General features: G+C 64.0%; 19 protein-coding genes, 1 tRNA gene and 2 pseudogenes. 10 read left to right on the top strand and 12 right to left on the bottom strand.

From position 1 onward, the window contains the following. Positions 1-14: 14 nt before the first annotated feature. Together NKJ76_RS22455 and NKJ76_RS22450 are read right to left on the bottom strand one after the other, a co-directional pair. Complete coding sequence (locus NKJ76_RS22455; RefSeq protein WP_352538380.1) at positions 15-1,394, bottom strand: FGGY-family carbohydrate kinase; 1,380 nt, start codon at positions 1,392-1,394, stop codon at positions 15-17. After that, positions 1,391-2,173, bottom strand: coding sequence for a DeoR/GlpR family DNA-binding transcription regulator (locus NKJ76_RS22450; protein WP_352538379.1), 783 nt, complete (start codon positions 2,171-2,173; stop codon positions 1,391-1,393). Before NKJ76_RS22450 ends, NKJ76_RS22455 begins: the two co-directional genes overlap by 4 nt. Before the next feature lie 193 nt (positions 2,174-2,366). Between NKJ76_RS22450 and NKJ76_RS22445 the strand changes: the two genes are divergently transcribed. The 3 genes from NKJ76_RS22445 to NKJ76_RS22435 are packed head-to-tail and all read left to right on the top strand — an operon-like array spanning position 2,367 to position 5,531. Next, entirely contained in the window at positions 2,367-3,410 is a 1,044-nt protein-coding gene (locus NKJ76_RS22445) for a class II aldolase/adducin family protein (RefSeq protein WP_352538378.1), read from the top strand. Further along, positions 3,394-4,683, top strand: a complete 1,290-nt coding sequence (locus NKJ76_RS22440; RefSeq protein WP_023748640.1) for an FGGY-family carbohydrate kinase — start codon at positions 3,394-3,396, stop codon at positions 4,681-4,683. Before NKJ76_RS22445 ends, NKJ76_RS22440 begins: the two co-directional genes overlap by 17 nt. Beyond that, a complete protein-coding gene (locus NKJ76_RS22435) occupies positions 4,680-5,531 on the top strand; it encodes a TIGR01459 family HAD-type hydrolase (protein ID WP_023748641.1) in 852 nt (283 codons plus the stop codon). Before NKJ76_RS22440 ends, NKJ76_RS22435 begins: the two co-directional genes overlap by 4 nt. A gap of 74 nt (positions 5,532-5,605) precedes the next feature. Here the strand turns inward: NKJ76_RS22435 and NKJ76_RS22430 are convergent, their stop codons facing one another. The 4 genes from NKJ76_RS22430 to NKJ76_RS22415 are packed head-to-tail and all read right to left on the bottom strand — an operon-like array spanning position 5,606 to position 9,529. Then, complete coding sequence (locus tag NKJ76_RS22430; RefSeq protein ID WP_031243564.1) at positions 5,606-6,787, bottom strand: hypothetical protein; 1,182 nt, start codon at positions 6,785-6,787, stop codon at positions 5,606-5,608. A gap of 21 nt (positions 6,788-6,808) precedes the next feature. Further along, positions 6,809-7,819 (bottom strand): succinylglutamate desuccinylase/aspartoacylase family protein, encoded by a 1,011-nt coding sequence (locus NKJ76_RS22425; protein ID WP_352538377.1) that lies wholly within the window; start codon positions 7,817-7,819, stop codon positions 6,809-6,811. A gap of 2 nt (positions 7,820-7,821) precedes the next feature. Beyond that, a complete protein-coding gene (locus NKJ76_RS22420) occupies positions 7,822-8,166 on the bottom strand; it encodes a RidA family protein (RefSeq protein ID WP_023670576.1) in 345 nt (114 codons plus the stop codon). 37 nt (positions 8,167-8,203) lie between these two features. Then, a complete protein-coding gene (locus NKJ76_RS22415) occupies positions 8,204-9,529 on the bottom strand; it encodes an alanine racemase (protein WP_031243566.1) in 1,326 nt (441 codons plus the stop codon). Positions 9,530-9,600: 71 nt separating this feature from the next. Between NKJ76_RS22415 and NKJ76_RS22410 the strand changes: the two genes are divergently transcribed. Continuing rightward, positions 9,601-10,542 carry an amidohydrolase family protein gene (locus tag NKJ76_RS22410; protein ID WP_352538376.1) on the top strand — a complete coding sequence of 314 codons (942 nt, stop codon included), beginning with the start codon at positions 9,601-9,603 and terminating at the stop codon, positions 10,540-10,542. On the opposite strand, the gene NKJ76_RS22405 is transcribed toward NKJ76_RS22410, so the two are convergent. The 4 genes from NKJ76_RS22405 to NKJ76_RS22390 are packed head-to-tail and all read right to left on the bottom strand — an operon-like array spanning position 10,516 to position 15,025. After that, entirely contained in the window at positions 10,516-11,487 is a 972-nt protein-coding gene (locus tag NKJ76_RS22405; RefSeq protein ID WP_023748645.1) for an ABC transporter permease, read from the bottom strand. The genes NKJ76_RS22410 and NKJ76_RS22405 overlap by 27 nt on opposite strands. Beyond that, positions 11,484-12,449 (bottom strand): ABC transporter permease, encoded by a 966-nt coding sequence (locus NKJ76_RS22400; RefSeq protein WP_023834041.1) that lies wholly within the window; start codon positions 12,447-12,449, stop codon positions 11,484-11,486. The genes NKJ76_RS22405 and NKJ76_RS22400 overlap by 4 nt, the downstream gene beginning before the upstream one ends. Then, the gene (locus tag NKJ76_RS22395) at positions 12,446-13,945 is read right to left on the bottom strand and encodes a sugar ABC transporter ATP-binding protein (protein ID WP_352538400.1); all 1,500 of its coding nucleotides are present in this window, start codon (positions 13,943-13,945) and stop codon (positions 12,446-12,448) included. The genes NKJ76_RS22400 and NKJ76_RS22395 overlap by 4 nt, the downstream gene beginning before the upstream one ends. A 27-nt stretch (positions 13,946-13,972) precedes the next feature. Further along, the gene (locus NKJ76_RS22390) at positions 13,973-15,025 is read right to left on the bottom strand and encodes an ABC transporter substrate-binding protein (protein WP_023723360.1); all 1,053 of its coding nucleotides are present in this window, start codon (positions 15,023-15,025) and stop codon (positions 13,973-13,975) included. 227 nt (positions 15,026-15,252) lie between these two features. Between NKJ76_RS22390 and NKJ76_RS22385 the strand changes: the two genes are divergently transcribed. From NKJ76_RS22385 to NKJ76_RS22360, 6 genes and pseudogenes are all read left to right on the top strand, one after another. Continuing rightward, the gene (locus NKJ76_RS22385) at positions 15,253-16,059 is read left to right on the top strand and encodes an IclR family transcriptional regulator (RefSeq protein WP_023723361.1); all 807 of its coding nucleotides are present in this window, start codon (positions 15,253-15,255) and stop codon (positions 16,057-16,059) included. A gap of 247 nt (positions 16,060-16,306) precedes the next feature. Then, entirely contained in the window at positions 16,307-16,588 is a 282-nt protein-coding gene (locus tag NKJ76_RS22380) for a hypothetical protein (RefSeq protein ID WP_031193250.1), read from the top strand. A 962-nt stretch (positions 16,589-17,550) separates the two neighbouring features. Continuing rightward, a complete protein-coding gene (locus tag NKJ76_RS22375) occupies positions 17,551-17,868 on the top strand; it encodes a hypothetical protein (protein WP_031208350.1) in 318 nt (105 codons plus the stop codon). Positions 17,869-17,936: 68 nt separating this feature from the next. Next, positions 17,937-18,050: pseudogene (locus NKJ76_RS22370) on the top strand (SDR family NAD(P)-dependent oxidoreductase); the annotation flags it as partial. A gap of 183 nt (positions 18,051-18,233) precedes the next feature. Further along, positions 18,234-18,360, top strand: a pseudogene (locus NKJ76_RS22365) (glutathione-dependent formaldehyde dehydrogenase); the annotation flags it as partial. Positions 18,361-18,427: 67 nt separating this feature from the next. Beyond that, on the top strand, positions 18,428-18,682 hold the full coding sequence (locus NKJ76_RS22360) for a hypothetical protein (protein WP_023823649.1): 255 nt from the start codon (positions 18,428-18,430) through the stop codon (positions 18,680-18,682). 146 nt (positions 18,683-18,828) lie between these two features. Here the strand turns inward: NKJ76_RS22360 and NKJ76_RS22355 are convergent. Continuing rightward, positions 18,829-18,905, bottom strand: a tRNA-His gene (locus NKJ76_RS22355). A gap of 346 nt (positions 18,906-19,251) precedes the next feature. Next, positions 19,252-19,710, bottom strand: a complete 459-nt coding sequence (locus NKJ76_RS22350; protein ID WP_023746256.1) for a phasin — start codon at positions 19,708-19,710, stop codon at positions 19,252-19,254. Between the last annotated feature and the right edge of the window lie 151 nt (positions 19,711-19,861).

Genomic DNA, 19,861 nt, shown 5'->3' with positions numbered 1-19,861 from the left:
CTGAGCAGCGACGATCACCGTGCGCCTCCCGCTGCCGCGCGGGGGATGCCCTGCTCGCCGATGAGGCCACGCCATGTGTCGCGATATCGGGCAAGTCCGGTGAAGCTTGCAGCACGCACGGGCTCCGGCACTTCCGCGGCAAATTCGCGGCCGACGGTCTCGAAGGCCAGCGCCGCCGCCCCGGTGGCGCTGCCCTCCAGTGTGGCCCCTTGCAGGAAGGCCTGGCTGGGACGCAGTTGCGCCACTAGCCCGGCGAGCAGGCCGCCAGCGTTCAGTCCGCCATCGACGATCACGGTGTTGTCCGAATGGATCTGGTCGAGGCAGAGGTCGACCATCAGCGCGACGTAGAGCAGCGCCACGGCTGCGCGTTCCTCGGCGCTCGGCATCCGACCGACCAATTTGCCGGCGCGGCCGGGCATTGGGCCGCCCGGCGCGAAGCTCGGCAGCGCCATGCTGCCGGCGTTGATCACCCGCTGCACCGCCGCCGGCGCGATCGCGCCTTGCCAGCCGTCGCTGATCGTGGCGAATTCGCGCCCGCCCATGAAGCGGATGGTCGGCACAGGGCCGCCGTCGACATCGACATTGACCAGCATGTCGCGCTGACCATTGAGCGCGTCGAGCAGGCAATCCGGATTAAGCACGACGACCCAGGTGCCGGTCGAGACGACGGTGACCGGGCCAAGCTCCTGCCGGCGATAGGCATGGAGCGCGGCATTGCTGTCATGGACACCATTGTGGATGGCGATCCGCCGCTTCGTGTCGCCGAGGCGTTGCTCGCCGATAACCGAGCCCGCCCGCTCGAAGGCGGGCATCCGGTCGCGCCAGCCCTCGATGTCGACCAGCGAACTGAAGTCGCGATTGCGCGGCGCCCATAAATGCGAGTGGCAGCCGAGATAGGACACTTCCGAGACCGCCCGGCCGCCAAACCGCCAGCTCCAGTATTGTGGATAGCCGAGGATCGATTTCGCGGCCGTGAATGCACCGGGTTGCACCGCCTGTAGCCACAGCATGTGGCGACCGTAGTTGAAGCCGAGCGGCAATCGCGGCGAGAAGGTCTCGGTGAAATCCGGAACGAGGCGATCAATTTGCGCGGCAATATCAGCCGGCGGCTCTTGCTCGTAATCGAGTATCGGATGCGTCAGCGCCGCCTCGTCGACCAGGGCAAAGGTGCAGCCATGGCCCGACACCATCACGCCCTCTACGCCATGGATGTCGGCGGCCTCGCTTACGGCGCGAACCGCCCAATCGTGAAGTGCTGCCTCATCAAGCACGCTGAAGCCATCTTTGCGCATCCAGTTCGGCCGGGTCCGGCGCTCGTCGACGATGCGCCCGTCCTGAGCGAAGACGAACAGCTTCGAATTGGTCTTGCCGAAATCGAGGACGGCCATCTTCACTGGATGGCTCCCGAAGCCGAAGCGATGCGCACCATGACGCCCGCGCCTTCCAGCATGCGCGCGTCGACGTCGGACAGGCCGTCATCGGTCACCAGCGTGCCGATGCGCGACAAGGGCAGCGCGATGTTACGGGCGTGGATCGACAGCTTACGGCTGTCGGCCAGCACCACGATCTGGTCGGCACACAGGCTGAGATCGGCGATGGAGCGGACCAGCAGCGGGTGCGATTCCAGCACGCCCTCCTGGCCAAGGCCTTGGGCGCCGAGAAAGAACTTCGACGCGTAGAACGGCTCCGCCTGGGTCGGTGAATGGATGATGCCCGGCTCACGATGCAGATCGCCGCCGGCAACGGTCAGGCTGCAACGGCCGTGGTCGCTCAGATAGGCCGCGAGCGGCATCGAATTGGTATAGAGACGGATGCTGCGCTCGGCGAGCTTGACCCCGAGGTGGAAGCAGGTCGAACCGCCATGCACGATGACCGCATCGCCGTCGCGCACCATCGTGGCCGCGAGAGCGGCGATCTGCCGCTTGGCCTCGACCGCGAGGTCGCGGTTCTCGTCATAGGGCCTGGCATAGGCAACACCCGCCTGTGAAGCGCCGTCGAGCGCCGAGATACCGCCATAGACCTTCCGTGCTTCACCGGCCTCGTCGATCTTGTCGATGTCGCGCCGCACCGTCGCCGCCGACACGCCGAGCTGCTCCTGCAGTTCGCGCACCGACGCGAAGGGGCGATCCCGCAGCAACTCGACGATCTGACGCTGGCGGCCGGAGTCGCTCAATCGTTTTTCCTCCCAGAAGCCGTTTTTGCCACGGCATTTGACGCAACTTACTCAACATCTTTCCGGTTGCAAGAACCTTTGATGACATTAGATCACTATTGACGCAAGTCGCTCGCATCTGCGATACACATCAACATCCCACGACGGGTATCCGAAGCTGCGAGGCTGGCGGAGCTGATAGAGGAAATGCGCCATGGCGACCTATGCGGATGCGCAGGAAATGGCTGCCTTGCGGGCGCTTTCGGCCAGCATCGGGCGCAATCCAAACCTGACCCAGGCCGCCGGCGGCAACACCTCGCTGAAAGCCGGCGACACGCTGTGGATCAAGGCTTCCGGCACATGGCTGAAGGATGCGCTCTCCGAAGACATCATGGTCCCGGTGGCGATGGCGCCGCTGCTCAGGGCTGTCGAACAGCGCGACAGCGCCGCCGACCAGCCGCAGATCTTCGCCATCGAGACGCTCAACGCCCGGCGCCTGCGCCCTTCGATTGAAACCACCGTTCACGCTTTGATGCCGCAGCGCGTCGTCCTGCATGTCCATTGCGTCGAGACCATTTCGCTGGCGGTACAGGCCGATTGCGAGGTGGAAGCCGCCAGACGCCTTGATGGTCTCAAATGGGCGTATGTTCCTTATTTCCGTCCAGGCCTGCCGCTTGCCCAGGGTATTGCCGAGCGGCTTCAGGCTGGGGTCGACGTGCTGATCCTTGCCAATCACGGGCTGGTCGTCGCGGCCGATACCGTCGCCGAGGCCGAAGTGCTGCTGCGCCGCGTCACGCTGCTTCTGGCGCGGCCGGCGCGCCAAGTGGCGGAACCGGATGTTGCGGGATTGGCGGCGCTGGCCGGGAAAACCGGTTACAGGCTGCCGGCGGAAATCGAGGCGCACGCGGTCGCCATCGATCCCGAAAGCCGCCGCATGGCGTCCGGGGGCAGCCTCTACCCCGATCACGTCATCTTTCTGGGTCGGGGGTCGGTGGTGGCAAAGCCCGGTGAGGATGTGCCGCGCGTCATCGAGCGGTGCGGTGCAAAGCCCGTGGCGATCCTGTTTCCCGGGCTGGGCGTGCTGATGCGCGGCGACGCCAGTGCCGGCGCCGACGCCATGCAACGCTGCCTTGCCGACGTGACGGCACGCATCGACATTGCAGCGCGGCTGAACTACCTCACCGCCGCCGAGAACGATGAACTGGTCAACTGGGACGCCGAGAAGTATCGCCAGAAACTCAATGCCGCCAGCCGCTGACACGCCGCTTGCCATAGGCATCGACATCGGCACGTCCGGCGCGCGCGCGGTCGCCATGCGTCCAGATTTTTCCATTGCCGCGCGTTCCGCCGTTTCGCTCGAGTTGTTTGGCCGGAATGCCCGCGACCCTGCAGTGTGGTGGTCAGCGGTCGGCGCAGCGCTGGCGGAACTGCTTTCGGGCATCGACCGAACAGCGGTCCGATCGATCGCTGTTGACGGCACTTCAGGTACGTTGCTGCCGGTCGACGGCGCCGGGCGGCCGCTGGCCGAGCCGTTGATGTACAACGATACGGTCGCCGACAACGCCATTCTGGTCGCGATCGCTCGCGAAGCCCCAGCGACCAGTGCCGCACTTGGGGCAACGTCCGGTCTTGCCAAGGCGCTCTGGTTCCAGCGCACGCCCGGTGTTGCCGCGGTGCTGCATCAGGCGGACTGGATCGCGGGACAATTCTCCGGTCGCTTCGATGTCAGCGACGAGAACAATGCCTTGAAAACCGGTTACGACATCACGGCCCGCTGCTGGCCGGACTGGATTGCGGCCACCGAAATGCGCATGGAGTTGCTGCCCGGCGTCGTCAGGCCGGGCGATGTCGTCGGCAAGCTAACCGCGGATGCCGCGGATATGTTCGGCTTACCGCGCGAAATCGCCGTCGTCGCCGGAACGACCGATGGCTGCGCCTCGTTCCTGGCGACAGGTGCCGCGGCAATAGGCGACGGCGTCACCGTGCTGGGGTCGTCGTTGACCGTCAAGATCCTGTCCGACCGGCCTATCTCGGCGCCACGCTTCGGCATCTACAGCCATCGGCTTGGAGATGTCTGGCTGGCGGGCGGCGCATCGAACTCCGGCGGCAAGGTGCTGACACAACATTTCCCTCTGGCGCGCATCGTCGAGCTGAGCATGGCGATCGACCCGATGACCGAGACCGGCCTCGACTACTATCCTCTTGCCACTGCAGGCGAACGCTTTCCGATCGCCGATCCGGCACTGCCGCCTCGTCTTGTGCCGCGACCGGTGGAGGACGCCGACTATCTGAAAGCCATGTTGGAGGGTATCGCCGCGATCGAGGCGCTCGGCTATGACAGGCTCGCAGAGCTCGGCGCGCCGCGGCTGACGTCGGTCAGAAGCGTCGGCGGCGGTGCGGCGAATGCCGCCTGGACGGCGATCCGGCAGCGCAGACTTGGTGTTGATTTCCTGCCGGCGCTTTCGCACGAAGCCGCCGCCGGCACGGCGCGGCTGGCGCTGACGGGCGCAAGCGCGGCGGGGCTTCTATGAGCGCGAAAACAGTCGAACACCTCAACGGCGTCAACCAGCTGGCCGAGCGCTATGATTTTTTCCTGCTCGATCAGTTCGGGGTGCTCCATGACGGCGCCAGCCCCTATCCAGGGGCGGTGGAAGCACTGTCGGCGCTGAAGCGCGCCGGCAAGACCATTGTGCTGATCTCGAACTCCGGCAAGCGGGCGGGGCCTAACGAGAGCCGGCTGCTAAAGCTCGGCTTCGAACCGGGAAGCTGGGACCATTTTGTTTCTTCCGGCGAGGTCGCGTGGGAGTTCTTCCACGACATGGCGGTATCCGGAAAGCTACTGCCAAACACGAAATGCCTGTTGATAAGCCGCGACGATGACCGCTCGGCGATCGAAGGTCTGCCCTTCGCATTGACCAAGGACGGTGACGATGCCGGGCTGGTGCTGATTTCGGCCAGCGAGGGCGACCGCTACGATCTTGAGCACTATCGCCGGCTTCTTGCGCCGGCTGCGGTGCGGCAGGTGCCATGCTTTTGCACCAACCCTGACAAGATCATGCTAACGGCAGTGGGGCCGCGCTTCGGCGCCGGCCGGCTGGCGGATCTCTACGAGGACCTCGGTGGTAGCGTCACGCGTATCGGCAAGCCTTACCCCACTATATTCGGCGCTGCGCTAGCGGTGGCAGGCAATCCAGACCGCAGCACTGTGGTCTGCGTCGGCGACAGCGTCGAACACGACATCGCCGGCGGACTTGCTGCCGGCGTGGCCACGGTGCTGGTTCTGTCAGGAATATTGGCGGACACACCTGACCTGTTCGACCTATTAGACACGATGGACGCCTACCCGGATTACACCATGGATGGCTTCAGGTTTCGCTGATTTGATTAACCCGGCAGCGCTCGCGCCCGAATCCGGCCTCAACGCCTCGTGGCCACGAGCATTGGCCGGCTGGCTCAAGACTGCCGAACAGCGCGGATCCAGTCGAGCCGCGCGGCTGGAATGAGGCCGTAATTGTAGAAATTGACGCCGTCCACACCGGGCGCCAGCGCCGGCTTCACCTTGGCCGCGAGGATGTCGGGGCGGGCCATTTCCGGATAGAACAGCCGGTAGCCGGCGCCGAGGAATTTGTCCGCGCCCAGTGCCGCACGGCCGGCCGCCATCAGGCTGGCGACATCGCCGGCCTGCATGTCGTAGGCGCACAGGATCGCCCCGTCGCAGACCTTGCCCAGCGCTGCCAGATCGCAACCGCCAAGCCAGCCGTCTTTCAGATCGATAATAACGACCCGCGTCGTGGGATCGGCTACCTCGCGCAGTTCGGCGACCAGGCTGGTCACTGGCTCGAATCGCCACAAGAGATAGGCATGGAGCTCCGGCCACGGGGCAAAGGCGTCGAGGCCGCAGGCGGGGAAATCGGGAAAGCGCCGCTCAGGCACTGCACGCTCGCAGGTCTCGACGATCCATTGCCTGGTCAGCTTGCGCGCCGCCTCGGCATCGATGCCGGCTTTTGCCGCACGGGCGACGCAGGACGGACAGAAGCACAGAGACAAAAGAAAATCGTCTTCCGGCGTCAGCCCGACACCGTCCTTCTCGTGATGGTATTCATGGGCAAAGCCCATGAAGGACGGGCTTTCAAGTTCTATCCGGTCCGGCCGGTAGCTGTGCGAGATGTCGGCGATCAGCGCGCGGACATAGGCGCGCGCATCGGGATGGGACGGGCAGAGATTGTAGTAGTTGGCATCGCCGAAGGCGTTGCGGGTGACGGCCTGCGGATGCAGCATGCCCAGGCGGGTGTTGTGCAGGCAGACCGTCCAGCACGAAACGCCTAGCCCGCCTGCGTCGCGCCTGCGGATAAGCTGACCGAGCACGTCGCCGCCCTCAGCGATCACGTCAGCCACCTTGGGCTGGATGGCTAGACTTCCCCAGCGCGCAGCGGTCGGCTTGAAATAGATGGTGCCGTCCTCAGGGAAATAGGCCTTGCGGCGCGGGCTGCGCGGCTGCAGGAAGCGCCCGGCATGATAGGATGTCGCCAGGCTGATCATGTTGAGCCCGGCGCGCTCGACAAGATCACGTTCGACCGTCTCCAGGCCGAGATCCTGGATGTCCCAGGGATAGGTCCACATGGACAGTTGCTGCATGGAATATCCTCTGCCTTTGGCTCAGCCGTCGACCGGCTCTGCGACCTGCATTAGGCAGTCGCCCGCCTCACACATCGTGTGCAGCCGGCGCGACAGCACCAAGCCGCTTTCGGCGAAATGCAGGGCCTCCTCGGCAACATCGAGCCGCTCGAGATCGTGGTACCAGCCGGCCAATTGTCCTGAAGTGACACTGTCGCCGAGCCTGGCGGCGGGCTCGAACCAGCCGCGGCGGGTGGCATAGAGGCCCTGGCTGTGCCTGGACAGGGACAGCAGCCTTGTCGGCGCCGAAGGCTTTTCGCCTGCGCCAAGGACCGGCGCGTCGACCACACCCATTGCTGTCATCAGACGGTCGAGTGCGCGGGCCGTGATCGCCATTGAATCGACCGTTGCGGTGCCACCGCCGCCGAACTCACCGCTGACGCCGACGGCGCCGGCGCGGCGCGCTGCGCCCATCGAGGTTGGCGAGGCCTGGCCGTTGTCAGCGATAAAGCCGTAGGGCATGCCGAGCGTGCGCATCAGCTCGACGCCACGCCGGTGGCGCTCGGGATCGGCGTTGCGTTCGACCAGCGCGGTCGGCAGATGCTCCATCGACGTGCCGCCCGAATGGATATCGAAGACGACGTCGTGACGGGGGAACAGCTCCGTCTCAAGGAAATTGGCGAGCCGGCTTGTCGGCGTTCCCGAGGGATCGCCGGGAAAGGCCCGGTTGAGATTGCCGCCGTCGAGCGGCGAGCAGCGCTTGGCGGCCATCACCGCAGGGGCGTTGGCCATCGGCATGATGGTGATGCGGCCCTTGATGCGCTTCGGATCGAGCCGGCGCACCAGTTTTGCCAGCGACAGCTCGCCCTCATATTCGTCGCCGTGATTGCCGGCCATCAAAAGCAGTGTGGGGCCGTCGCCGTTGCGGATGAGGCAGATCGGCACCTTGACCTGAAAGTAGGGCGAGCGATCGATCGAGAACGGGATGCTGAGATGGCTGAGCGTCTTGCCGTCGCGGTCGAACTCGAGCGTGTGGGCGAGGCCGGTGTGCATGGTCAGACCGCCGCGACCGCGGTGATTTCGATGCGTAAATCAGGGTCGGCAAGCCGCGCCTCGACGCAGGCCCGCGCCGGCAGCCGGGCAGGATCGATCCAGGCGTCGTAGATGCTGTTCATGGCCTCGAAATCACCGATCTGCGGCAGGAAGATGTTGACCGCCACCAGCTTCGACTTGCTGCTGCCGGCCTCGACCAGCAGCGCCTCGACTTTGGCCAGCACGTCGCTGGTCTGGCCTTCGATGCCGGCCTTGCGATCGTTGGCCACCTGGCCGGCTATGTGAACGAGGCCGCCATAGACGACTGCCTGCGACATGCGCGAGCCGGACTGAAAATACTTGATCATATCGGATCCTTTCGAGGTTCTCTTTTTGGGGATCTGGTCAGCCGAACCAGGTGGGAAAAGCGTGGCGGACGTGGCCGGTCGCGTCGACGCCGAAGATCACGCGATAACGGTCGAGGCAGGTGCAGGGATGCGAGATGCCGAATTCGACGACGTCGCCGACGGCGATGTCGTCGCTCGGCGCAATCGACAGGAAGGCATGCTGGTCGTTGAGCTTGACCACCTCGGCGCGCGCCGCCGGCATCGGCAGCGGCTTGCGGGCACGAAAGACGGTGAGCGGCGTTGGAAAGCCCTGGTCGAACGACACGTCGCGCATGCCCATGCCGCAGATGGCAAGGCCCGGCTCCGGCCGCGACAGCACTTCGGCCCACAGGCGTAGCGCAGGGCGAAAGGAATGCCGCGCCGAAGCGCTGATGCCGCCTATGGCAAAACCCTTGCGGGCATCGAGGGCGCCGAGCGAACGGTCATAGGTGCCGTGGTCGTGGAAGAAGATGGCGCCGCTGCGCAGCACCAGCGTTGCGTTGCCGTCGCTGGAAACGAGGGGTGCAAGCGCCGCGACCGCCTGGTCGAAGAAGGCGGAGCCGCCGGCCGTGACGATCAGGGGTGCGTCGCCGCCGACGCGGGCACGCAGCCGCAGGAACATGTCGGCGGTCATCGCCAGCAGGCCGGATATCACCTCATCGGTGCGACCGGGCTCGGGTTGCGCCGCCGCCCCTTCATAGGTCGCAACGCCGGCTATCAGCAGCCGCCCGCCGGCAGCCGTGATCGCATCGGCGATGGCCTCGGCTTGCGCGGTGGTGCGGGCGCCCGCCCTGCCCGCACCAAGTTCGACCAGCACATGCAAAGGCGGCAGTGCCGCATTGGCGCGCCAAGCCTCGGAAAGCGCGTTCACGGCGTCGACCGAGTCGGCAAAGACATAGAGCTCGGCATCCGGCCAGGCACCAGCAAGCACGGCCAGCCGGTTGGCGCCGCCGGCTCCGCCAACCTCATTGGCGATGATCAGCCGTGTCAAGCCGGCCTTCAGCATCACTGTCGCTTGCCTGATGTCGGCGACCGTCGTGCCCCATGCGCCGGCCTCGACCAGCGACCGGGCAAGGTCGGGCGCCATCGGCGTCTTGGCATGCGGAGCGATCGCAACATTGTGTTCGCGCGCATAGCGCAGGAACAGGTCGCGATTGGCGGAGAAGGCCGCCTCGTCGAGGGTCAGCACCGGAAGCGCCATGCGTCCATCGGCCGGATGCCAGTGCTCGGCCGCGACAAGGCTGCTGTCAAGCCCGGTTGTGCCGGGAGGCACGCCGCGGATGCGGTCGTCGAGCTGAAAATTTTCGTGCACCGAAAGGGCTGGAACCGGTGAGTTTTCAGTCATCCGATGCTAACCCTTTCACCGCCGCAGAACGAAGCCAGAATCGATCGCCGGTCACAGCCTGAGAGAGATACGTGCCAGAACCTTACGCCGGACCGATCATCGACGCCCATCATCATCTTTGGGATCTCAGCCTGGGACGGCATCCCTGGCTCGCCGCCACGGCCGGCGAGCGCGGCGGCCTGGGCGAGCTTGGCCCCTTGCGGCGGAACTATCTGCCCGGGGATTATGCGCGCGATGCCATAGGGCATAATGTCGTCGCCACCGTCCATGTCGAAGCCGGCTGGGCGAGTGGCGACTGCATCGGAGAAACGCGCTGGCTTGAAGCACTCGACAAATCGCGCGGCGTCGCCGCCCGCTATGTCGTTCACGTGCCGCTCGCCGATCGCCAGGCGCCTGCGCTGATCGAAGCGCAAGCCGCGTTCGAGCGTGTCGTCGGCGTGCGCGACATATTGAGCTGGGATCCCGACCCTGCCCGCCGTTTTGCGACCCGTGACGGCATCATGGAGGAGCCGGCCTGGCGTGCCGGGCTTGCCTTGCTTGGCCAGCATCGGCTGGCCTTCGACCTGATGGTGTTTCCGAGCCAGCTCGCCGGCGCGGCTCGCCTTGCGGCTGCCTTCCCCGATCAGCAATTCGTGCTCAACCATTGCGGTAGCCCGATCGACCGCGACGCCGATGGCATGCAGGTGTGGCGCGACGGGCTGCGGCTTCTGTCGCAATGCGACAACGTCGCCATCAAAATATCGGATCTGGTCGCCTACGATCATGACTGGACGCTCGACAGCCTGAAGCCCGTCGTCCTGCATTGCATCGATTGTTTCGGCACCGGTCGCGCCATGTTCGGCAGCGACTTTCCGGTCGCCGGCCTGCATGCCTCGTTCGATGACATATATGACGGCTTCAAAACCATCACAGCGGACTTTTCCGCCGACGAGCAGACGGCGCTGTTCTTCGGCAACGCAAGGCGCATCTATCGGCTCGACGATGTGTCATCGGCGCGCCTGCTCCCGGCCTGAGAGCAGCAGCAGGCCGAGGATCAGCGAGCCGAACAGGATGCTGCGCCAGCCGGGCGATGCGTTGACGACGGTGATCAGCGCGGTGATGGTGACCAGCAGGATGGCGCCGGGGATGGTGCCGGCATAGGTGCCGAGCCCGCCGAGGATCGAGGTGCCACCGAGGACCACGGCGGCAATCGAGGCGAGCAGATAGGGATCGCCGATGCCGACATAGCCCTGTCCGTTCATGCCCAACACGAGCACGCCGGCAAGTCCCGAGCAGAAGCCGCTGATGCCGTAGACCGCAAGCGTTGTGGACGTGACCGGAACACCGGACAGCGCCGCGGCAAGCGGGTTGGCGCCCATGGCGAAAATCCGGGCGCCGAGCGATGTCGCATGCATCGTGGTCAGCACGATCACCGAGACGACCACCCACAACAATACGCCAGCGGGAATGCCGGCCGGCCGGCCATTGCCGAGCCAGTGGACCAGCGGGTTCTCGGCGGTCACGGCGCTGCCGCCGGCGATGATGATCAACAGACCCTGCAGGAATGTCGCCATGGCCAATGTCATGATCATCGGGTGGACGCGCAGTAAAGCGACGCCGAGCCCGTTGACCAGGCCGATTGCCGTGGTCAGCACCAGAACGGCAAGAATGGCGGTGATGCCGGTCGGATCCACCTGCCACGACAGCAGCGGCAGGCTGACGGCGCTGACCGTGACGATGGCCGCGACGGAAAGGTCGATGCCGCCGGCGATCACCACAAAAGTCTGGCCCGCGGCAACCAGGCCGATGACGGCGCCGAGTTCCACCAGATAGCGCAGATGGCCATAAGCGCCGAAGCCGCGCGAAACGAAGCTCGCCACGATCCAGACCGCGGCAACGATGGCAACCGTGAGAAACGGCCGGCTGCGCAGGACCGTCAGGGCGCGTTTGCCGCCCGCGCTGTCATTCCATGCTGTCATTGCTGTGCCTTGCGGAATTGCGGGATGGCGACCGCGCCGATGATGATCAGGCCCTGGGCCACATATTGTGCGACCGGCGTGAAGCCGAGGAAGAACATGACGCTGATCATCAGGCTGAGCAGCAGGCTGCCGGCAAGCGCGCCGCGCATCGTGCCCTGGCCGCCGAGGAAGCCGATGCCGCCGAGCACCGCAGCGGCAATCGAGTTCAGGGTAAAGGCGGCGCCGATGACCGGGTCGCCCGAACCGGTCTGTGCGGCGACGAACAAGCCGGCGCCAGTGGAGAGCAGACCGCTGATCGCATAGGCCGCAATGCGCGCGCCGTCGACCGGCACGCCGGAGCGATAGGCGCCGACCGGATTCTCGCCGGCGGCATAGAGGCTCAAGCCAAGCGGCGTGGCGAGATAGAGCTTCCACAGGAGAATGATGACCACCAGCAGCACGAATGCCGCCGGTGTGTTGCCGGCAAGCAGGTCGGACAGCCACGCCGGGATTGCGCCGCCGGGCCGCGGCAGGATCAGCAGTGCGGCGCCGCCGATGATGAACGACCCGGCAAGCGTCACCACGATGGCCGGCAGCCGAAGCCGTACCACGATGAAGCCGGTCGCCGCCCCGATGCCGAGGCCCGTCAGCGCCACCGCGGCAGTGCCCCCGGCGACGCCCAGCGGCCCGGCCATCGTCGTCGCGGCGATGACCGCGCCCAAGCTGACCGTCGCGCCGATGGCTAGGCTGATGCCGCCGGTGAGCATCAGGATCGCCTGCGCCATGGCGACCAGCGCCAATGGGAACCAGCTCTGGGTGAATTTGGCGAAGCCGGACGCCGTGAACAGGCCCGGAAAGAGGACGCCATAGGCGATGAGAAACACCAGGACGACGGCAAACAGGCTGCGCACGCCGACATTGCGACGCATCTGCACCGGCCAGTAGAGCGCATCGGTCTGCCGGGCGGAGGAAGATGTGTTCATGCCGCAACCTTCCGCTGTTCGGCGCCCATCGCCGCGGAGACGATGGCTTGCTCGCTCAGCGCTCCACGCGCCAGCATGGCGACGATGCGGCCTTCGCGGACGATGGCTACACGGTCGCAAAGGTGCACGAGTTCGGGCGTGTCGGAACTGAGCATCACGACCGCCTTGCCGGCGGCGGCGAAATTGCGAAGCATCATGTAGATCTCACGTTTTGTTTCGACGTCGACGCCGCGCGTCGGATCGTTGAGCAGAAGCACCAGCGGGTCGTGCGGCATCCATTTCGCCAGCGCCACCTTCTGCTGGTTGCCGCCCGATAGAGCCTGCGCCGCCCGCCCGAGGTGGCCCTTGATGCCGAGTTGGGCGGCAAGGCTTTTGGCCGTCTCGCGCTCTGCGCGGCGGCTGCGCAGCTTCAGCGCCGGCAGCCTGGCAAAGGCGGGCAGCATCATGTTGGTGATGATGGGATGGATCAGGTGCAGGCCCTCGCGCTTGCGATCCGCGGGCACATAGGCCAGCCCCAGCGCGTTGGCTTTCGGCACGCCGCCGGGCAGGCCGGAGGCGCCGTTGACGGTCGCCGACGCCGTCCGTGCCGGAATGGCGCCGTAGAGACCGAGCAGCAGATCTTCCTGCCCTTGCCCGACCAGGCCGCCAATGCCAAGCACTTCGCCCGTTTTGATATCCAGATCGACGTCGCGCATCAGGCCGGCCGAAAGATTTCGGACAGAGATAGCGTTGGCAGGCAAACTGGAAGGCTGCCATTGCGGAAAAAGATCACCGGGATCGCGGCCGACCATCAGCCGAACCAACCCGGCGGCGTCGGTGCCTTCCAGGGTGCGGTCGGCCGTGCAGGTGCCGTCCTTCAGAACGGTGACGTGCTGGCACAGCGCCATGACTTCGTTCAGTCGGTGCGAGATGTAGAGAATGGCGATGCCTTCGCCGCGCAACCGCTGCAGCAGATCGGTGAGGATTTTGGTTTCGGTTGCCGATAGCGACGATGTCGGTTCGTCGAGAATGAGCACGCGCGGCCGGCGGTAGAGCGCCTTGGCGATCTCCACCATTTGGCGGCGGCCGAGCGACAGATGCCCGACCGGCGTCGACAGCGGCTCGTGCAGCCCGACAAGTTCGCATGCGGCCCTCGCCCGCGCAGCGAGTTCGCGGTAGTCGATCAGGCCGAACCGTTTGGGATAGGCGCCGAGACCAACATTTTCGGCGATGGAAAGACTGGCCGTCAGGCTGAGTTCCTGCTGGACGACGGCGATGCCGGCCTGCCGCGCAACAGCTGGCGTCATGCGTGAGACCGCGCGTCCATCGACCTCGATCGTCCCGCCATCCGGTCTCAAGGCGCCGGACAAAAGGTTGATCAAGGTCGACTTTCCGGCGCCGTTCTCGCCGAGCAGCGCATGCACGCGGCCCGGCTGGAGAGCGATTGAAACGTCGCGCAGGACGGGGTTGCCGAAGAAAGACTTCGACACCCCGCGCGCCGCGAGCAGCGGAGCCATGGTTGTCAACGCTACAACCCTTCAGGCTTATTTCTGAGCCAGCAGCTTCTTGAACAGCTCCTCATCGTAAGGAGAAAAGATGTAGCCGTCAGCCGGGAAGTCCTTGGCCCGGGCGAGGTATTCGTCGATGTTGGAATTGTCGATCACCGGCAGCGGAATCTTGACGAAAGCCGGCACATCCTTGCCTTCCAGCGCCTGAACGGCGGTGTAGGTGGCGAAGGCGCCGAGCCAGTTCGGCTGCATCGTCGCCCAGCTCTTCAAGCCCTTTTCTTTCCAGAGTTCCAAAAACTGCCGGGCGTTCTCACCGGTGATCGGCACCTGTTCGCGGCCCTGCTTGTCGAGGGCCAGCACGGCGCCTGCCGACAGAGCACCGCCGAGCGACAGGATGCCGTCGATCTCGGGGTTGGCGAAGAGCAGGCTGGTGACGGCTTCCTGTGCCGGCGCGACGTTGTAGGGCGTGTTGGTCTCGGCAAGCACCGTCACGTCGGGATGGGCCTTGAGCTCAGCGTCGGCGCCTTTGCGTCTGTCATCGCTGACCGAAACCCCGGCCGGGCCGTTGAGGATGAGAATCTTGCCCTTGCCGCCGATAGCGTCGATCAGGAACTTGGCCGCCTGGTCGCCCCACTGCGAAGAATCGGTATTGACCTTGGCGGTGACCTTGTCGGTATCGACGAGGCTGTCGAAGTTGATGATGGCGATGCCCTTGGCGCAGGCATCGGCCAGAACGCGTGCAGGTGCGGTCGACGAACCGGCGATCAGGATGATGGCGTCGACATCGGAATCGATCATCGACTGGATCTGCTGGATCTGGACGTTGGCATCGCCCTGAGCGTCGGTGACGACGAGCTTGTCGACCAGTCCCTGCTTCTTCAGGGTCTCGACTTCGGCTTCGATCGTGCCTTGGGTCTGCTTCATCCAGGTCGGCACGGAATAGATGTTGGCCCAGCCGATCGTGTACGGCGCCTTGCGGTCGCCCTTGATGCAGTTGGCGGCGGCATTGGCTGCCGAGCCGGCGCCAAAGCTCAGCACGAGACCGAGGCAAAGCGCGCTGGCGGATGCGAAAAACGGTGATTTCATCATGACTGTTCCCTTCAGAGGTTGTGGCCTCGACGTGCAGAACAAGGCGAGGAAACCCGTCGGTCGCCGGATTTTGGAAACCGTGTGTCGCCTCGGGATTTGTCTGCGTCAGGCTCGTTAGTTTGTCTGGTATTTCAGACAATGTGTCTGTATATCGGACAAATTGGATGCTAGACCGAGCCTTGACATCTTTCAAGCGCCTTGAGACGAGAACGAAATGATTTTGGCGGATGGTCATGAGCGACGGCACTAACGATGCGATCGGGAAGGAAGCCGGCGCGGAGCCGCGCAACGGCGAACGACGACGCGGCATTGACCGCGTCATCATGCTGCTCGAGGCGTTGCTGCGGCACCGCGCGCCAATGCGCGTCGGCGACATCGCCAAAATGATCGGCGCGCCGCGTTCGACCACCTACGAGATCGTCAACAGCCTGCTCGACGCCGAAATGCTCGAAAACGTCGGCGGTGAAGGTTACGTCTATTTCGGACGCGCCATGCATCTGTTCGGCTGGGCCTACTCACATCACAATGCCCATTACCGTCGCATCATCGAGACCTTGGATAAGTTGGCCGCCGAGACAGGCGAGACGGTCCAGCTATGCGGCCTGCGTGGCAACAAATACGTCGTTCTTGACTGCCGAGATTCCCCAGGCCCGTTCCGGATCTCAAGCGATGTTGGGGTTGAGGTGCCGATCCCATGGACGGCATCCGGACGGCTGCTCCTCGGCCATATGAACGAGCAAGAGTTGAGGGATTTCATCCCATCTGGCGACTACAGGCTTCCCGACGGCCGCATCATTGCACCAGCCGAATTCTTTGCCGATGTTGCCTTGGCCCACCGGCAGGGTTTCAGCGAGACCACAGCCTTGGCCGACCGTTTCACCTGGTGCATGGCGGCCCCCATCCGTGACGGCCACGGCGCCATCAAAAGGACCTTGTGTTTGGTGTTACCCGTCGACACGCCGGAGCCACGGCGCGACGAACTGCTTGCGTTGCTGCGCGAGCGCGCCCGTGGACTGTCTCTGGCGGGAGGCTGACGATCAGCCGTCGTGCCCTCAGGTTGAAGCCTCTTAAAGGCACATGGATTCCGCTCTTCCCCATTGGTTCCATTTAGGTTCCGGACCTTAGTCCCATAGTCGGTGGATAAGGTCCGAACCAGGGAACACGCAACCGGAAGCCACATTAGGAGAAGACCGTCGATCAAAGTCCCTTCATCGCCGGTTGAGGATCCCGCCGCTCTTACTGTCGAGAGCGCGGCGGGATCCTTACGCGCGGAGCGAGCACATGAGATTTGTCGAGATTTTCACAGATGTGCTTACGGCCCTGCTTCTCGCTTTATTCGTGTGCGGGATATTCGCTGTTTTCGGAGGCCATCTGGTTCCTCCACGCTACGCAAAGATGGTGTTGCTGCCGGACCTCGATAAGATGACGACTGCATCATCTACACCCAGCTTGCCCGATTCCATCGACTTGCAAGTTCAAAAGCGCCCAGAGGTGCAAAGCTCTGCCGGCGTGACACAGCGCGCAGTCGGTCTGGAGCCGCCAGTGCCATCCAGCAAGCGGTAAGAATCAGCGGAGGTTTTCGTGACTTTCAGCTATCAGAGAGCGTCGGCGATTATTGACAGACCCGGGCACCTGAACTTGGCTGAAATCGCCGCTCCAAATTTCCGCATCTGCTGTTGGATTGTTTTCATCAACAGGTCCGAACGCTATGGCGAAGCAGGTTGAGTTGGCGGCGTTCCTGGCTGATCCCCGCCAGTGCTTGATCGCGGCGTGGGATCCTTGTCGAGCTTGGGATTTCGGTCCACCGGTTCGCCATTCACATCATCGGCCTTGGAGTTTGCAGGGTCCGTTTGGCCAGGATTTGGGCTGTAAGTATCTGGCGATGGAACCCGGCTGTTTTGTTGCGTCGCCGGTGTCTTAGCCTGCTCGCCATAGATTTCAGCGATCCCCCAGGCAACGAGCGCCAAGACAAGGCCTGCCAAGAGCACGCCAAGGACCGGTCGCCCCAAGCCACCCTGCCTGGCCCGCTTTTCCGGAATGTTTCTGCTCATGATCGCAACCTTGGGCTAAGAGGAGTGGCCCGCGCTCCAGGAGCGAAGACGCGGGCAGTCAAGGGCTCCGGCAGTCGGCCATGCGGCGAACAGGGAACTTGCTGCACATACCGAACTCGCTGGCGCTGTTGATGTTCCCACGGAATCCAAACAGCGCGCCGCCGGGAGCCGGACTGGCAATTTGGGTTGGAGTGGCTGGAACGAGCCAGCTCAAGGTTAACGAGCGGCGGTGTGCGTAAGCGGGCATTGCGAGCCAGACTGGAACTTTGCCGAATCTGCCGGGTTGCCGACCATGGCCGACTACAACGAGACCACCAATCCGGTGCTGACCGGTTGCAAGGCCCGCGTTGCCACCAGGGACATCTGTTTGAAGGCTATCTGAAATTTGCTCCTCTTTGTCGGCGATTCCGCCCAATGGAACATCCTGATCCGCTCGCGGTTGGGGAAGCCCGGGCCAGCGGCAGGAGCATAATCATGAACGTCGAACGTAACCCGGCCGAAGACAGAGGCGATATTCAGTCTGGGGTGACAGAGGACAAGACGCCGGGATTCGACCCGGCGGCGGCGCCTATGGAAACCGATGCCGAAGCGGCAGACACCGGCGCCGTGCCGGTTCCCGCAGCGACGGGCACGCCGGCTTTCGCTAATCAAGCAAGCTTCGCCAATGCAATGCGGCGGCCGGACGACGAGCGCGCTCCGGCCCCGAGTAAAAACGGCCCGGTGCTGGCCATTGTCGCGCTTGTCGTCGTTGCCGCCGTCGTGTTCGTTGTCGCCGCGATGCTGGCGCGATAGCAGATCCTGCGCTTGCGCCAAACCTCTGCCCTGCGAAGCGATCAGGGATGCGGTCGTGGCAGCAGGCGATCAGCGGCTGGAAAAACAAGCTGCAGGTTGCAGCGGCGCATGGCACGCCGGCCGGCACCCTGGCCGAGCAGCATTGCGGCATGGCCGAACCCGGCTCGGCCGCCAAGGGTTGAGGCCGGATGCTCGTTCGAAGCGGGAACATTTCACATCAAGCCAAGTTCGGCTCATAGAGCTTGTCCTCAAGGAACAGCACATGCAGGCCCTCACATGGCACGGCAAAGGCGACATACGCTGCGAACAGGTGGCCGATCCGACGATCCGGGATGAACGCGACATCGCTGCAGAAAGTTTAGAACGGCGATATCGACCCGTCATTCGTGATCACCCATCGGGCTGGCCTCGAGGCCGGGCCCGAGCTTTACAAAAACCTTCCGCGACAAGGAGGACGGCTGCATCAAAGTCGTGATGCGCCCGCACGGCTGACCGTTCTGCCCCAGTGGCCCGACTTTGTTGTCCGGCCGTCTGCATGCTGAAAAGGCGAGAGTTGAAAATGGCCAAGGACAAACCCGTATCGACAAACCCGGCCGCCACACCTTCGGTCAGATCGCCCGAGGCCGCCGGCCTGCCACATCCCCGTCGCGATGCTGAAGACAGCGATTCCGGCGCCAAGCCGACGGCACCCAAGACCGCTGGCGCCCAGCAAGCGTCCAGATCGCCGCTCGACAGCCGCGTTGCAAATCGCAATGCCGGCCGTCCTCGTCAGGCAGGCACGACGCCTCGGCCGACCGACGAACCGCTGGAGTAAAATGAAACCTAAGCTGCGGCGCGGGTATCCGCACCGCGGTGTGTGTGCGCAGTCAGGGTCTTCCTGCCCTGCCGACAGGGCCATACAGGTCTTGATCTCTCGTGGATCGTCGGGATCGGCAATCAAGACTTTAGCGGGAAATTCGATGGTACCGTTGGCTGGGATCGAACCAGCGACCTCCGGATCCACAATCCGGCGCTCTAACCATCTGAGCTACAACGGCACGTTCGCCTGAGCCAGATCGTGGTGAAAATTCATTCTCCGAGATCCGCTCTGTCGTTCGGCGATGCGTCCAATACGGTCTATCAGAGACTAATTCAAGGCCTTTGATAAGGCAAAGCCGGTTCTGCCAACAGGCGCCGGTTTCTTCGGCAAAAGAAAAAGGCCGGCGGGAGGAGGTGCCGGCCTTTTCCTGTTACGAGCCAGCGGGAGGAGGTGCTGGCTGGTCACCCCGGAGAGCAGAGGGAGGAGGTTCCACTCGCCGGGTATTCATTTGGACAACTCTATCGCACACCTATTTGTCTGACGAAATGCGACGTTTTGATGCATCGCAGAGTTGTGCGCAATTATTAGGCGGCCTTGATGTCCTTCAGGGCCTTCTCGAAAGCGGTCTTGACCGGCTTGGCGACGTCTTCGGCAGCCTTCGAAGCAACAGCCTGGAAGTCCTTGGCCTGCTCGACCGTGGTCTCGACGCGCTTGCGCAGGAAGGCGGTCTGCAGTTCGACCACTTCCGACAGCGACTTGGCGCCGATGAGGGCCTCGAGATGCGAGAAGCCGGCTTCGGCATTGGCGCGCAGAGCGGCGATGGTCTTGAGCGACAGGTCGCTGGAAACGGTCTTGGCAGTCTCGAAGGTCGATTCCAGGACTTTCTGGGTCTCTTCGGCGCCGGTCTTCAGCTTGGAGTAGGCTTCCTTCGACTGCTCGACGCCCTTTTCGGCGAAAGCGCGGATCTGGTCGGTTGCCTTGGAAGCGTCGAAGCTCGGGAATTCGACGTTTTCGATGGTCTCAGCGGTCTTGGCCTTGGTCATTTTCCATCCTTTCGGGGTAGCGGCTTTGACAAAAAGCCGTCTCGTTCATGTATGATGGCAATATAGCGGTTTTTTTGTGCGATGCAATATCTTTGTTGCAGTGCACCATAATTTCTTCCCATGCGTTACCCCAAGAGGTTACCCAAGGGCA

This window comes from Mesorhizobium sp. M0029, assembly GCF_040323735.1.
In the GTDB taxonomy this organism is placed as follows: Bacteria; Pseudomonadota; Alphaproteobacteria; order Rhizobiales; family Rhizobiaceae; genus Mesorhizobium.
This window is presented reverse-complemented; position numbering and strand designations above follow the sequence as displayed.